Source organism: Mesorhizobium sp. P2_C7 (assembly GCF_056404515.1).
In genome coordinates this window covers 120,680-133,559 of sequence record NZ_JBFUDW010000015.1, presented here as the reverse complement: position 1 = coordinate 133,559, position 12,880 = coordinate 120,680, and the positions used below count along the sequence as shown (strand labels likewise).

The following is a 12,880-nucleotide window of genomic DNA, read 5'->3' as shown; positions in this document are numbered from 1 at the left end:
TTACTTCCCGGCCGCGGCTTCCAGCGGCGTCTGCGAATGGAACATCATCTTCCAGCCATTGACGCGATGGACGTAGCCGGTACTGACCAGCGCCGCGTAGGGCTCGCCGTTCTCACGCGTAGCATGCGCCTCGTAGGTCAGCATTACGATATCGCTGCCCGGCTCAATTATTCCCTTGAGCTCGATGTCGAGATCGCGCCAACGGTTGGGCTTGGTTGCGGTCTTGGCGAGATCGGCATTGTCCATGGCCTGTGCCATCTGCGGAAACGCCACTAGGCACTCGGTGTCGGCATTGGCCGCGTAGTAGGCCGCGTCACCCGTCCAGAACCCTTTTTCGAGTTCGAGCAATTCCGCCTTGCCGGCGGTGATCCGCTTGCTGTCTGACATCGGAATATCCTCCATGCGCATGAATGCGCGGTCGTCCGTGGTCCAACGCATGGTGGCCACGACGGTTCCAGAGGATCAGTTGGCTTCGGTGGTATCCGGTTCCGTGGTATCCGGTTCCGTGATAGCCGGCTCCGTGGCATCGGGCTGTACCACGTCCGGAGTGGCGGCAGGCTTCGGCTTGGCCGCGGCAGACTTCGACACGTCGGCTTTGGTCGCGTCAGCCTTGGCGGCGTCGGGCGCCGGCACATCCGACTTCTGCTTGCATTCCTTTAGCCAGACGTCATAGACGGCATGCTCGACGGCGTTGAGGCCAGGGCTTTCGGCAAACATCCAGCCGGTGAAGATGCGGCGGATCTTTCGGTCGAGCGTGATCTCGTCGACTTCGACGAAGGAATCGGTCTTTGGCTCTTCGGTCTGTGGCCGCGAATAGCAAACGCGCGGCGTCACCTGCAAAGCACCGAACTGCACCGTCTCGTCGATATAGACATCGAAGGTGATGATGCGGCCGGTGATCTTGTCGATGCCGGCAAACTCGGCGATGGGATTGGTGACCCGGTCCGATCCTGCGGGTGCCGTCGGCGCCGGTGCAGCGGGTGCCGGTTCAGGCGAAGCGGCAAAGGCCGCGGTGCTGACGGCAAGACTGGCGGCTAGCGCCAGGCCGCCCGTCGATATTCGGTTGAAAAAGCTCATCTAGGGGTACCGGTGGTTCGCGCCCGGGTGATTCTGTCGATCGCCAAGGCTAGTCGCCGTTTTCTGATCAGCAAGCAGCTAAACACCAATTGTGGCGACAAAGGACCGGCCTTCACCTTGCGCGGTTACAAGTCGGGGCCGTTACGATCCGGGTGTCCAGGCGTCATAGTCGCCGGTGACCTGCGGGCGATGCTGGTTGGTCAGCACCGAGCCTTTCGGGCGGTAGGCCGCCGGGGTGCCGGTCAGATTGGGCTGATGCGGCTTCTGCCAGTCGCGGGGCTTGTAGGTCTCGCTGGCCGGAGCGACATCGACACGGTGATGCATCCAGCCATGCCAGCCGGGCGGTATTGCGGAGGCTTCCGAATAGTTGCGGTAGATGACCCAGCGGCGCGTGCGGCCTTCCGAATCGATGCCGCCTTCGTAATAGACATTGCCCGTCTCGTCCTGGCCGACCTTCTTGCCGTGCCGCCAAGTGTGCAGGCGCGTTCCCAGCGTCTGGCTGTTCCACCAGGTGAAAAACTGCGTAAGGAAAGTCTTCATCTCAGAACCCTCGCGCCGGCAGCGCCCGTTTCCTGCTTATGGCGTCAGGCCTTCGGGAAGGCAAGGGTTTTGCCACAAGGTGCACGCAAATGGCTTGCCGGAAACCCGACACAAGCCCGTGATCTTCTCGACCGCGCGATGCGCGCTTGCCAAGCCTTTGCGGTCTTTCTAAAGCTTTGCGCGCCAAGGCCGGTATCCGACCCGCTGCAGGCTGACGGAGGTGACGATTGGCCACGGAAATGCCGACCACCGACATTCGCATCAGCGCAAACGCGATTCGGCGCTGCAAGGGCGGCACACCGATTGTCTGCCTCACCGCTTACACCTATCCCATCGCCCGCCTGCTCGACGACCATGTCGACCTGCTCCTGGTCGGTGATAGCGTCGCCATGGTGCTGCACGGCCACGAGACGACACTGGGTGCCTCGCTCGAGATGATGATCGCGCATGGGCAAGCGGTGATGCGTGGCGCGGCAAAGGCCTGCGTCGTCGTCGACATGCCGGCTGGCACCTATGAGGATTCGGCGGCGCTAGCCGTTGCTTCGGCGCGGCGGATGATCGACGAAACCGGCTGCCAGGCGGTGAAACTCGAAGGCGGCGTCGACATGGCCAGGCAGATCGCCGCAATCGTCGCGGCCGGCATTCCAGTGATGGGACATATCGGCCTCCAGCCGCAATCTGTCGAGAAAGACGGCGGCTACAAGATCAAGGGCCGCACCGAGGAGGCCGTCGCGGCCTTGGTTCGCGACGCACACGCGGTCGAAAGCGCCGGTGCGTTCTCAGTGGTCATCGAAGGCACGGTCGAGACCGTCGCCGCCGACATCACCCGCCGCATCGCCATTCCAACCATCGGCATCGGCGCCAGCAGCGACTGCGACGGCCAGATCCTGGTCATCGACGACATGGTCGGGCTGACCGTCGACCGCGTGCCGAAATTCGTAAAGGAATATGCCGACCTGCGCAGCGTCATCTCACACGCCGCCGAACGCTACGCTGCGGAGGTGCGAAGCCGGGCATTTCCCGGCCCCGGCCACGTCTTTTCGGCGACAAAGCACGGGGATGACGCATGAGCCGGCCCGTCATCGTCGACAGCGTAGCCGCACTGCGCGCGCAAATCCGCGACTGGCGGCGCGACGGCCTTCGTGTCGCCATGGTGCCGACCATGGGCGCATTGCATGACGGGCACATCTCGCTGGTCAGGATCGCACTCGAAAAGGCCGATCGCTGCGTCGTGTCGATCTTCGTCAATCCGACGCAGTTCGCGCCGACGGAAGACCTCGACAAGTACCCGCGCCAGCTCGCCCACGACCTCGATCGGCTGAAAGCGGCCAAGGCCAACCTTGCCTTCACACCGACGGTTGGCGAGATGTATCCCGCCGGCTTTGCCACCAAAATCTCGGTGGGCGGCCCTTCCGCCGGGCTCGAATCGGACTTTCGGCCAACGTTTTTCGACGGTGTCGCCACCGTCGTGGCAAAGCTCTTCCTGCAGGCAACGCCTGACTGCGCGATCTTCGGCGAGAAGGACTACCAGCAGCTTTGCGTCGTCAGGCAGCTCTGCCGCGACCTCGACCTGCCGGTCGAGATCATCGGTGCACCGACGATCCGCGACGCACATGGTCTCGCCATGTCGTCACGCAACGCCTATCTCGATGAAGCCGAACTCAAGATCGCCCGCCAACTCAATGTGATATTGCGCGACACGGCGGTGGCTTTGACGGCAGGTGCCGACCAAAACGACGCAACCGAGGAGGCCAGCCGTGCCCTGGTCGCGGCCGGCTTCCGCAAGGTCGACTACGTCGAGGCCCGTGAAAGCCTGACGCTTGCGCCATGGCGTCGCGATCGTGAAGGACGCGTGCTTGCGGCCGCCTGGCTCGGCAAGACGAGGCTGATCGACAATGTGGACGTTCGCTCCACCTAGCGCCGTGGGTTGCTGCCGCGCGCCTACCTCTCTCCCATTCGTCCGCTGGGCCTGACGAACAGTTGCCCCACAAAGATCCCAACAATTCCGGCTGATGCTTTCACGAATGCATCGGCAAACTGCGCGTGGCGACCAGGATCAATGATCTGAAGCAGTTCCAGGACGCCGGCGGTCACAATCACGAAAATCGCAGCTTGATACAGACGGTTGGGGAAGCCGAGCGCCAGGACGAAGCCCAAGAGCACATAAGCCAAGGCGCGCTCAACATTCGCCTCGGCTATGTGTGGCCGCATCTGGATCGGCGACAGGGTTGAGAAAATGATGATGGCGAGCAGCACCAGCGCTGCAATGCGGGACAGTTTGGTCATGTTCCTGCATATCCGTCGTGAGCCGGCGCAGCAAACGCCGAGATGACGCATGGCCGTGTGCGGAACCGATGACGGCCAGCAATGCCGGTGGAGCGTAATGTCAGCGCAGGTCGCCCCGGCTCCCGCGCCGGAGCACTGCCCCCAAACCTACGAAGATCGCGAACCATCTGATCGCCGCCTATTCCTCGGTCGGCATGTGCAGATACATCGACTGGATGCCGACCCGGCCCGGCCGGTGAAGCGGTTGACGATGAAATTCATGTTGGCGCCGAAGAAGCCGCTCGACAGGCGATCGATCTTGGTCTCCATCCTGACCGAGACATCCTTGAACAGCCAGCCGCCGGGCTCGATGTCGATGGTTTCGCCGGCGGCGAGCGTTTTCTCGAAGACGTTGCCGTAGCCGTGCAGCCAGACGATGCCATCGCCGGCATCGCCGCGAAAGCGCTCGATGAAGAAGCCACTCTGGCCAAACAGCATCGTCGCCAGGCCGCGCACGCGCTCGAAAGTGTACTCGACATTGCCGGTGGCGGCGAGAAACTGGTGCTCGCGCACCTGGATCTCCTCGCCACGCCTGAGATGGATCGGCACGATATGGCCGGGCCCATCGCGGCTGAAGGCAATGATCCCTGCTCCGGACGCTTCAGTGACGAAGATCTGCATGCCGGCCATCATGCGCTTCAGCGCACCCTTCAGCGATTTCAGGCCGATGTTGATGGTCGAGTTCTTCCACAGCAGGATGTGATGCTCGAAATAGACCGGCATGCGCGTCACATCGACCGAAAGCACGGGCACCAGTTCGCCGGCGATATGATAGGTGACGCCGCCAAAGGTTTCGTCCGACACCTGTGTCGGCATCAGTTCCGGTAAGCTCGGCATGAAAATCCCCCCGACGCCGCCCAACACAAGCGTCCGTCTGTTCTGGCTTCCAGCAGGGTCAGCTGAAGGAGCTTTGCTGCGGGACTTTCAAGCCGTCAAACGAAAATAGGGCTTTGTCGTGGTGCTCGCGCGAAGGTGATCGAGATACGCCGGCAGATACGTCAGCCAGCAAGAGTCCTGATGTAGACGAGCGTCGGATGTCCCAAGGCACCTGCGTGTTCGCCGACATCGGCGGATCGCAAGAAGCCGTTTGCCTCGTAGAAGGCGATGGCTCGGATGTTCTGTTCCTCCACCTCCAGACGGACGGCGCGGGCCTCTGGGAAGCTTTCGATGACCTCATCGAGCAGCATGCCGCCGATGCCTCGCCCCTGCAGGCTGGGCAGCACGTAGAGCTGCTTGAGCATGGTCAGTTCGGCGCCTTCGGCAAATGCCATACCGCCGATCCGCCTGCCATCATCGGCCACCAGGAATTCCGAGTTCGGCCGCGTCAGCCGCGACCGCAGCGAGGAAATCGAGTGCCAGTCGTCGGTGATCTCGGTCACCTTGGTAGCGCCGTAGATTGCGTCATAGGTCGCATGCCAGGTTTCGACCAGCAGCGCACGGACGGCAACAAGATCGCGCTCGCTGGCGGTGCGGACGAACATGGATCCTCTCCCGCTTATCTCGCAACCGGCTTGCGCCGGAAGTCGACCACGGCAAGCAGCACCACCCAGACCAGAAGCACCATGCTGCCCGGCATGTTGGCCGCCATGGCGGTGCCGGAGAAACCGGTTGCAGCGGTCGCGAAACCACCGACCAGAACACCCACGGCGCCGACGCCGCCGAGCAACGACAGCCACAATGGACAGCGCTTGGCCTGGCGCAGGGCGACATTGGCAAGCAGAACCGTCAAGCCAAGCAGCATGGCGCTGATCGCGGCAAAACCGACTTCGATCTGGCGTACGGCGAAGGCGGCGCTGAACAGCGATGGCTTTGTCGCCGCATCGGCCATCGCCCAGGCATTGATTACCGCTTTCAGCGCAATGCCATCGACGGCCTGCAAGGCAGCTGCCGCCGCCAGCGACGCCGCGCCGAACAGGATCGTCAGAAGAGCCCAGCCGCGTGGCGGGCCGTCCGACAGACGGCCAAGGATCAGCACCAGGCCTGCAACCATCGACAGGACGCCGGCGAGCTGTGCCATGTGGCTGAACAACCAGATGTGGTCGGCGGCATATTCACCGAAGGCGGCAAGCGCGTCATTCGGGTCTTCATGCATCGGATGCAGCGACGTGCCGACAAAAAGCAGCACGGCGCCGGCAATCAAAAGGGCCGACGAGACGCTGGCCGGGTTGCCGGGCTTCGCGTCTCCGCTCATTGATCCGCGATGCCGAGCTTGGCCTTGACGAGGTCGTTGACGGCTTGCGGGTTGGCCTTGCCGCCGGTCGCCTTCATCACCTGGCCGACGAACCAGCCGGCCATGCTCGGCTTGGCGCGGGCCTGCTCGACCTTGTCGGGGTTGGCGGCGATCACCTCATCCACGGCCTTCTCGATGGCGCCGGTGTCGGTGACCTGCTTCATGCCACGGCTTTCGACCAGCTGGCGCGGATCGCCACCCTCGGTCCAGACGATCTCGAACAGGTCCTTGGCGATCTTGCCGGAAATGGTGCCATCCTTGATCAGATCGATGACCGCGCCGAGTTGGTCGGGCGAAACCGGAGCGTTTTCAATATCCTTGCCGGCCTTGTTCAATTGCCCAAGCAGGTCGTTGATGACCCAGTTGGCGGCAAGCTTGCCGTCGCGGCCGGCGGCCACCTTCTCGAAATAGTCGGCGATCGGCTTTTCCGAGACCAGGATCGACGCATCATAGGTCGACAGGCCGAGCGAAGCGATCAGCCGCGCCTTCTTGTCATCCGGCAATTCCGGCAATTTCCCAGCCAGCGCGTCGACATAGGCCTGATCGAATTCCAGCGGCAAAAGGTCGGGATCGGGGAAATAGCGGTAGTCGTGCGCCTCTTCCTTGGTGCGCATCGAGCGCGTCTCGCCCTTGACGGCGTCGAACAGCCGCGTTTCCTGGTCGATCTTGCCGCCATCCTCGAGAATAGCGATCTGCCGGCGTGCCTCATAGTCGATGGCCTGGCCGATGAAGCGGATCGAGTTGACGTTCTTGATCTCGCAGCGCGTGCCGAACTCGCCACCCGGCTTGCGCACCGAAACGTTGACGTCGGCGCGCATCGAGCCTTCATCCATGTTGCCGTCGCAGGTGCCGAGATAGCGCACGATGGTGCGCAGCTTGGTGACATAGGCCTTGGCTTCATCGGCCGAGCGCATGTCCGGTTTGGAGACGATCTCCATCAGCGCCACGCCCGAGCGGTTGAGGTCGACATAGGACATGGTCGGATGCTGGTCGTGCATCGACTTGCCGGCATCCTGCTCCAGGTGCAGGCGCTCAATGCCGACCTCGATGTCCTCGAACTCGCCCTGGCGGTCCGGACCGACCGAGACGGTCACCGTGCCCTCGCCGACGATCGGCTGCTTGAACTGCGAGATCTGATAGCCCTGTGGCAGATCCGGATAGAAATAGTTCTTCCGGTCGAAGACGGACTTGTGGTTGATCTGCGCCTTCAGGCCAAGGCCGGTGCGGATCGCCTGCTTGACGCATTCCTCGTTGATGACAGGCAGCATGCCCGGCATGGCCGCATCGACGAGGCTGACATTGGCATTGGGCGCTGCACCGAAAGCGGTCGAGGCGCTGGAAAACAGCTTTGCCTCCGAGGTGATCTGAGCGTGGACCTCGAGCCCGATGATGATCTCCCAGTCGCCAGTGGCGCCGGGGATCAGGCGTTTTGCATGGGGGGTACGGGTGTCGATGAGGGTCATGATGGCCTGCGACTTGCGGTGACTGAACTCACATTTGAACGTGAATTTCACGTCGAACGTGGAAGTCATTCGCTAGTGCAAACCGCCAAAAGAGACAAGCGTAAAGCCACAACCTGGCCTTTTCAGCCGCCTCGAACCCGAGCGGGATCGACCACAGCCAGACCGCGGCTCCGCCGGTCGGTTCGCCGGCCGGCGGTTTCCGTTCACCGCTCAAGCGGTGGCGATGTAGGCCCTGATCTCGTCGGCCTCGCGCTCGACGTCCTCGATGCGGCGCTTGACCACGTCGCCGATGGACACGATGCCATCGAGCATACCGTCCTTTTCCACCGGCAGATGGCGGAAGCGGCCCTTGGTCATGATCTCCATCACCTCGTTGACGGTGTGGTTCTCATTGCAGATCTTCACCTTCGGCGTCATCGCCGAGCGCACGGCGATATCGAGCGCGGCTCCACCTTCCCTGGCGACCACCCGCACGATGTCGCGCTCCGAAAGAATGCCGACGATCTTGCGATCGCCATTGGTGATGACCAGCGCGCCAATCTTGTGTTCGGCCAGGATGCGGATGGCTTCGCTCAGCTTTTCGTTCGGCCCGAGCGTCAACACGTCATGGCCTTTCTTCTCGAGAATTGCCTTAACCGTCATGGCGTCCTCCTCCTCTGCTTTGCCTGCCGGTTCCTGCCCTGACCGGCTTCACATAAGAGTGAACATGGTGCGCCGTCATCGGTTGCATTTCAAGTGCGGCGGTCGGTGGTGTCCCATTCAGGCGCCTGCCATGGTCGGTCGAACCAGCGCAGGCCGAAGAAGCCGGCGACAAAGCCGCCAATATGGGCCTCCCAGGCGATCTGGCCGTCAATTCCGGGGGCAAAGCCGAGAAGGCCAGTGGCTAGGTTGATGATCATCCACACGGCAAGGAAGATCACGACGCCGCGCGAGCGCAGGACGATGGCGATTGGCAGCACGGGGCCGGCGAAGGCAGCCTTGCCGGCCGACGAGCGCTGGGTGTGGAAACCGAAACGCGCGGCAGCGCCCATCATGCCGGAAATAGCGCCCGATGCCCCGACCAGCGGCGCTTCTCCGTACGGATGCATGGCCCAGAAAAGCGCAACCGAAGCCAGCCCGGTCACCGCAAAGAACAGCGCGAACCGAAGCGGCCCCAGGCGATTTGCCAATGGCGAACCGAAAGCGGCGAGCCAGACCATGTTGATGGCAATATGGGCAAAGCTGCCATGCAGGAAGGCGTAGGTGAACGGGCGAGTGAAAAGGAACCAGTCGAAGCCGTATTTGCCGGTGTAGAGAACAGGGATGAAGGCCCCGTCGTAGAGCAGCGTCAGTTGCTGTTCCTGGGTTAGCACGTACTGCTGCAACAGGTAGACGACCGCGCATATGCCCATCACCGCCAGGACGACAGGTGGCAGATTGAACACCGGCTCTCGCCGTTGTTCGGGTCCATCCTCGATCGGCTCGATTTCCGAGGGGCCTTCCGGTTCGCTCATATGAAATTGCACTCAAGCAGGGATTCGGGTTCGAGCATCTAGATCACCCCCGAACGAACCGCAAACGGCGAATCGCCTCATCGCGAATCAAAAAAAAGCCGCTCAAGGTTTCCCTTGAACGGCCGGTCGAGCCCCCTGCTCCCCCTAAAACTCTTAACTGAAGTGCTGCCGATCGTCGCGAAACGACCGCTTCTGGAGTGGTTTTTGTGTGCCATAGGGGCCGCCTCGCTGCAACGTCAACCAGTTGTTAACCTTAACGGCCCCGACCCGTGAACAAGTGTTAACGACGCTGGCACGCTTCCTGCTCCGCAACGCATGTAGGTCATCGGAGGGCGCCCTTTCTGTTCACCGATGGGACATCAGACGACAGATTGCGCGGAGCAGAATAGCATGAACCAGAACGGATCGATCACGCTGTTCCAATATTGGAACCGCCTGCGTGACGGACGCCCCGCCCCGAAGCGTTCGGAGGTCGAGCCGGCCGACATCAAGTCGCTGCTGGCCGATACGTTCATCCTGGAAAGGGACACGCGCGGACAAGCCGTCTTCCGGCTCGCCGGCACCAGGCTTTGCGCCTATTATGGCCGTGAGCTCAAGGGGTTTTCCTTTCCGTCGCTGTGGCGCGAGAAGGATCAGCGGCTCGTCTCGAGGCTGATCCATGGCGTCTTCGACCAGAAGTCGGTCGTGCTCATCGCCTTCGAGGGTTTCAGCCGCAACGGCCGTACCAACAAGTTCGAACTGCTCGCCTTGCCGCTTGACGGCGGTGTTGAAAATCCGCGCTGCCTGGGCGTGATAAGCGCCGTGGAGAAGCCCTTCTGGCTGGGTGCCGATCCGATCACCGACGCGTTGATCGATTCGGTTCGCGTCATCGATCCGGAGAAGGAACTCCTCAACAACCGTCCGGCGATCGATGTTCCTTCGCTCGTTCCCGACGAACTCGCGACACCCGAGACGATATCAGCGTTAGGCCGCGCGCGCCGCATCCGCCATCTCGTCGTCTTCGATGGCGGACGCGAGGAATAGGGGCCAAATCTCGCCGCAACGGGGCCTGCTTTTCCCCTTTGTTAACCCTTATTGTTGTACTTCTCCGATGAAGTTCCTCGCATCGACGCGCGGGATGCCAAACGAGGTGTGGCAGTCATGAGGTCAGCGGCGGTCGACTATGCGCCGTCCCAAGCTGAAAGGCGTAACTTTCAGCGCGTCCGGGTCAAGATTTACGGGCGCTTCATGCTGGAAGACCGCACCGAACACCCCTGCCAGGTCGTCGACATGTCACCGGGCAATGTAGCGCTTCGCACCGAACGCATTGGCATGCCGGGCGAAAAAGTCATCGCTTATATCGACCATATCGGCCGCATCGAAGGTGTCGTTACGCGCACCTTGCAGGACGGTTTCGCGATGACCGTCATCGCGTCCGACCGCAAGAAGGACAAGCTTGCCGCGCAGTTGACGTGGCTTGCCAACAAGCACGAACTCGACCTGCCGGAAGACCGCCGGCACGAGCGTGTCGCGCCGCGCAACCCGACCAGCGTGCTGCAGCTCACCGACGGGCGCCAGTACCAGTGCCGTATCATCGACCTATCGCTTTCCGGCGCCGCGATCGAGATCGACGTCAAGCCGGCGATCGGCGTCCAGGTCATGCTCGGCACGATGCGCGGGCAGATCGTCCGCCATTTCGAGGACGGCGTCGCCATCGAATTCGCCGTCATCCAGCGTCCCGAAACGCTCGATTCCGAATTCAACACCCCGCGCGCCTGACAAGGCCGACACAAGCACTCCAGGAAACCGGCCTTTGCGGCCGGTTTTTTATTTTTCATGCCCGGACGGAGAAGCTTCGACAGTCCGCGACCGTTCCCTGCAGGGCCAGCATGACAAGAGGCTCACCGACCGCCCCGTCGCAAAACTCCAAAAAATTCAATACTCAAATGATTCAAATTTTACGCTTATTCTACTGAGGTTTTACTCAATATCTACTTCGCACTTTTGCCCCAAATAAATCCACATGTGGCAATGTCTCCTTCGAACGGGGAGACTACCGGAATGAAGAAGACGAGGGGCAAGCTGTTGCTGGCGGCAATGGCGATGCAGCTTACCGCTTGGGGATCAGCATATGCCGCGGGACCGGCCTATATGCACACCGGCGGACGCACCACGCAGCCTGTTGGCCATTATGAATTCTGCCAGCGCATACCTGGCGAATGCAGCGAACGGACGCCCAAGGGCCCACCGGTCGAACTGACGCGCAAATTGTGGGCGACGATCGTCAGCATCAACAATTCGGTCAACACGAGGGTCAAGCCGCGCACCGACATGGAAAATTACGGTACCGAGGAATACTGGGCCTATCCCGACAATGGCTATGGCGATTGCGAAGACTACGCGCTGGAAAAGCGCCGCGAATTGATGAATGCGGGCGTGCCGGCCGGAAATCTGCTGATGACTGTCGCGCGCCAGCCGAACGGCGACGGCCACGCGGTGCTGACCGTGCGCACCAGCCTTGGGGAATTCATCCTCGACAATCTGGAAACCAAGGTGCTCGCCTGGACCGACACGGACTACACCTATCTCAAGCGCCAGTCAGACCAGAATTCCGGTGTTTGGGTGACGATCAACGATGGCCGTTCAGACGCGGTCGCCAGCGTCCGCTAATGCATGTCGCTCAAAAGCGGCCCCGGTTTTGAGATAACGACATGCATAAACTAGAGGTCAAGCGCGTCGCATGAAGGCGACCGCTTCAGGAGAAACCCGGTCGAGTCCCCACCCTCCCCGTCCCCAACGACCGGGTCAAAGGAGCCGGCCCCGTCCCCGGGCCGGCTCCGCCATTTCTGGGATAATCTTTTGAAGCCCCGATAAAGGCACAATTCCAACAGCTTAGATTTCGATTTGCGGCTTACTTCTGCTACAACGGCAGAGTAGTGAACCGCGGTTGGTGATGAGTTTCACCAGCTACAGTTCGAAACTCGAGAGTGCGTCAGCCCAGGAAGTGTCGCATGCCGACCGAACCCCGATCACCGCGCCTTGCGGTTCTTATCGACGCCGACAACGCTTCGGCCAAGATTGTCGACGGCCTGTTCGAGGAGATCGCGAAGATTGGCGAAGCCAGCGTCCGCCGCATCTACGGTGACTTTTCAAACGTCCGGTCGAAGGGATGGGCTGATGTCTTGTCAAAGCATGCGATTATCCCGCAGCAGCAGTTCGCTAACACCATCGGGAAAAACGCGTCCGATATCACACTGGTGATCGACGCCATGGACCTGCTTCACAGCGGTCGTTTCGACGGTTTCTGCCTGGTCTCTTCCGACAGTGATTTCACCCGGCTTGCTGCGCGCATACGCGAACAAGGCGTCGACGTGTTCGGGTTTGGGGAGCAGAAAACTCCAGAAAGTTTCCGGCAAGCATGTCGGCGTTTCGTCTATACCGAAAACCTTCTACGTGGCACCGCAAACACTCACGATAGTGCGCCCGCAGCCAAGCCGCTTCAAGTGCCCAGTGCCGCGATTCCCATGCTCAAGAAAGTCATGGGCCAGATGGAAGGCGAGGACGGTTGGATACATCTCGGAACCTTCGGACAACGGCTATCAAACCTGTTTTCAGATTTTGATCCCCGCAGCTACGGTTTCAGCAAACTGAGCGATCTGGTGAGGAATACAGACGCATTTGAAATCGAAGTCCAGGGCGGAGCCATGCGAATACGGACCAAGCCTACGATTGGGAAGAAGGTAAAAAAGAAGGCCGCTTAGCGATGCCTGGAG

General features: G+C 61.3%; 16 protein-coding genes. 6 read left to right on the top strand and 10 right to left on the bottom strand.

What is annotated here, in order from left to right; all coding sequences use genetic code 11:
- The 3 genes from AC1D2G_RS27105 to AC1D2G_RS27095 form a co-directional block, all read right to left on the bottom strand.
- Positions 1 to 387, bottom strand: coding sequence for a hypothetical protein (locus AC1D2G_RS27105; RefSeq protein ID WP_095091676.1), 387 nt, complete (start codon positions 385 to 387; stop codon positions 1 to 3).
- A gap of 75 nt (positions 388 to 462) precedes the next feature.
- Positions 463 to 1,077: a DUF2155 domain-containing protein gene (locus AC1D2G_RS27100; protein ID WP_477417849.1), complete on the bottom strand. Its 615-nt coding sequence runs from the start codon at positions 1,075 to 1,077 to the stop codon at positions 463 to 465.
- A 141-nt stretch (positions 1,078 to 1,218) separates the two neighbouring features.
- Positions 1,219 to 1,617: an NADH:ubiquinone oxidoreductase subunit NDUFA12 gene (locus AC1D2G_RS27095; protein WP_095090713.1), complete on the bottom strand. Its 399-nt coding sequence runs from the start codon at positions 1,615 to 1,617 to the stop codon at positions 1,219 to 1,221.
- A 227-nt stretch (positions 1,618 to 1,844) separates the two neighbouring features.
- Between AC1D2G_RS27095 and panB the strand changes: the two genes are divergently transcribed.
- Positions 1,845 to 2,687 (top strand): 3-methyl-2-oxobutanoate hydroxymethyltransferase, encoded by an 843-nt coding sequence (gene panB, locus AC1D2G_RS27090; RefSeq protein WP_477417848.1) that lies wholly within the window; start codon positions 1,845 to 1,847, stop codon positions 2,685 to 2,687.
- Positions 2,684 to 3,535: a pantoate--beta-alanine ligase gene (gene panC / locus AC1D2G_RS27085; protein WP_477417846.1), complete on the top strand. Its 852-nt coding sequence runs from the start codon at positions 2,684 to 2,686 to the stop codon at positions 3,533 to 3,535. Before panB ends, panC begins: the two co-directional genes overlap by 4 nt.
- A gap of 23 nt (positions 3,536 to 3,558) precedes the next feature.
- On the opposite strand, the gene AC1D2G_RS27080 is transcribed toward panC, so the two are convergent.
- The 7 genes from AC1D2G_RS27080 to AC1D2G_RS27050 all read right to left on the bottom strand — a co-directional run bounded on the left by AC1D2G_RS27080 (position 3,559) and on the right by AC1D2G_RS27050 (position 9,128).
- Entirely contained in the window at positions 3,559 to 3,903 is a 345-nt protein-coding gene (locus AC1D2G_RS27080) for a VanZ family protein (RefSeq protein WP_477417844.1), read from the bottom strand.
- Between the two features lie 147 nt (positions 3,904 to 4,050).
- Positions 4,051 to 4,779, bottom strand: coding sequence for an AIM24 family protein (locus AC1D2G_RS27075; RefSeq protein ID WP_477417842.1), 729 nt, complete (start codon positions 4,777 to 4,779; stop codon positions 4,051 to 4,053).
- 161 nt (positions 4,780 to 4,940) lie between these two features.
- The gene (locus AC1D2G_RS27070; protein WP_477417840.1) at positions 4,941 to 5,423 is read right to left on the bottom strand and encodes an N-acetyltransferase family protein; all 483 of its coding nucleotides are present in this window, start codon (positions 5,421 to 5,423) and stop codon (positions 4,941 to 4,943) included.
- A 14-nt stretch (positions 5,424 to 5,437) separates the two neighbouring features.
- On the bottom strand, positions 5,438 to 6,133 hold the full coding sequence (locus AC1D2G_RS27065; protein ID WP_477417838.1) for a hypothetical protein: 696 nt from the start codon (positions 6,131 to 6,133) through the stop codon (positions 5,438 to 5,440).
- Positions 6,130 to 7,635 carry an Asp-tRNA(Asn)/Glu-tRNA(Gln) amidotransferase subunit GatB gene (gene gatB, locus AC1D2G_RS27060; protein ID WP_477417836.1) on the bottom strand — a complete coding sequence of 502 codons (1,506 nt, stop codon included), beginning with the start codon at positions 7,633 to 7,635 and terminating at the stop codon, positions 6,130 to 6,132. The genes AC1D2G_RS27065 and gatB overlap by 4 nt, the downstream gene beginning before the upstream one ends.
- Positions 7,636 to 7,845: 210 nt before the next feature.
- Complete coding sequence (locus AC1D2G_RS27055) at positions 7,846 to 8,277, bottom strand: CBS domain-containing protein (protein ID WP_184870665.1); 432 nt, start codon at positions 8,275 to 8,277, stop codon at positions 7,846 to 7,848.
- A gap of 89 nt (positions 8,278 to 8,366) precedes the next feature.
- Positions 8,367 to 9,128 (bottom strand): rhomboid family intramembrane serine protease, encoded by a 762-nt coding sequence (locus AC1D2G_RS27050; protein ID WP_477417834.1) that lies wholly within the window; start codon positions 9,126 to 9,128, stop codon positions 8,367 to 8,369.
- 390 nt (positions 9,129 to 9,518) lie between these two features.
- Between AC1D2G_RS27050 and AC1D2G_RS27045 the strand changes: the two genes are divergently transcribed.
- From AC1D2G_RS27045 to AC1D2G_RS27030, 4 genes are all read left to right on the top strand, one after another.
- On the top strand, positions 9,519 to 10,151 hold the full coding sequence (locus AC1D2G_RS27045) for a PAS domain-containing protein (protein ID WP_477417832.1): 633 nt from the start codon (positions 9,519 to 9,521) through the stop codon (positions 10,149 to 10,151).
- A 117-nt stretch (positions 10,152 to 10,268) separates the two neighbouring features.
- Positions 10,269 to 10,886 (top strand): PilZ domain-containing protein, encoded by a 618-nt coding sequence (locus AC1D2G_RS27040; RefSeq protein WP_095091678.1) that lies wholly within the window; start codon positions 10,269 to 10,271, stop codon positions 10,884 to 10,886.
- Positions 10,887 to 11,168: 282 nt separating this feature from the next.
- Positions 11,169 to 11,777, top strand: a complete 609-nt coding sequence (locus AC1D2G_RS27035) for a transglutaminase-like cysteine peptidase (RefSeq protein WP_477417830.1) — start codon at positions 11,169 to 11,171, stop codon at positions 11,775 to 11,777.
- A 341-nt stretch (positions 11,778 to 12,118) separates the two neighbouring features.
- Positions 12,119 to 12,868, top strand: a complete 750-nt coding sequence (locus tag AC1D2G_RS27030; protein WP_477417828.1) for an NYN domain-containing protein — start codon at positions 12,119 to 12,121, stop codon at positions 12,866 to 12,868.
- Positions 12,869 to 12,880 lie beyond the last annotated feature (12 nt).

Bases quoted from the DNA above. Each gene is read 5' to 3' on its own strand.
- AC1D2G_RS27035 (WP_477417830.1), top strand. From the start codon at position 11,169: ATGAAGAAGACGAGGGGCAAGCTGTTGCTGGCGGCAATGGCGATGCAG.
- gatB (WP_477417836.1), bottom strand. From the start codon at position 7,635: ATGACCCTCATCGACACCCGTACCCCCCATGCAAAACGCCTGATCCCC.
- AC1D2G_RS27045 (WP_477417832.1), top strand. From the start codon at position 9,519: ATGAACCAGAACGGATCGATCACGCTGTTCCAATATTGGAACCGCCTG.
- AC1D2G_RS27080 (WP_477417844.1), bottom strand. From the start codon at position 3,903: ATGACCAAACTGTCCCGCATTGCAGCGCTGGTGCTGCTCGCCATCATC.
- AC1D2G_RS27075 (WP_477417842.1), bottom strand. From the start codon at position 4,779: ATGCCGAGCTTACCGGAACTGATGCCGACACAGGTGTCGGACGAAACC.
- AC1D2G_RS27030 (WP_477417828.1), top strand. From the start codon at position 12,119: ATGCCGACCGAACCCCGATCACCGCGCCTTGCGGTTCTTATCGACGCC.
- AC1D2G_RS27070 (WP_477417840.1), bottom strand. From the start codon at position 5,423: ATGTTCGTCCGCACCGCCAGCGAGCGCGATCTTGTTGCCGTCCGTGCG.
- AC1D2G_RS27105 (WP_095091676.1), bottom strand. From the start codon at position 387: ATGTCAGACAGCAAGCGGATCACCGCCGGCAAGGCGGAATTGCTCGAA.
- AC1D2G_RS27095 (WP_095090713.1), bottom strand. From the start codon at position 1,617: ATGAAGACTTTCCTTACGCAGTTTTTCACCTGGTGGAACAGCCAGACG.
- AC1D2G_RS27040 (WP_095091678.1), top strand. From the start codon at position 10,269: ATGAGGTCAGCGGCGGTCGACTATGCGCCGTCCCAAGCTGAAAGGCGT.
- AC1D2G_RS27050 (WP_477417834.1), bottom strand. From the start codon at position 9,128: ATGAGCGAACCGGAAGGCCCCTCGGAAATCGAGCCGATCGAGGATGGA.
- AC1D2G_RS27100 (WP_477417849.1), bottom strand. From the start codon at position 1,077: ATGAGCTTTTTCAACCGAATATCGACGGGCGGCCTGGCGCTAGCCGCC.
- AC1D2G_RS27055 (WP_184870665.1), bottom strand. From the start codon at position 8,277: ATGACGGTTAAGGCAATTCTCGAGAAGAAAGGCCATGACGTGTTGACG.
- AC1D2G_RS27065 (WP_477417838.1), bottom strand. From the start codon at position 6,133: ATGAGCGGAGACGCGAAGCCCGGCAACCCGGCCAGCGTCTCGTCGGCC.
- panC (WP_477417846.1), top strand. From the start codon at position 2,684: ATGAGCCGGCCCGTCATCGTCGACAGCGTAGCCGCACTGCGCGCGCAA.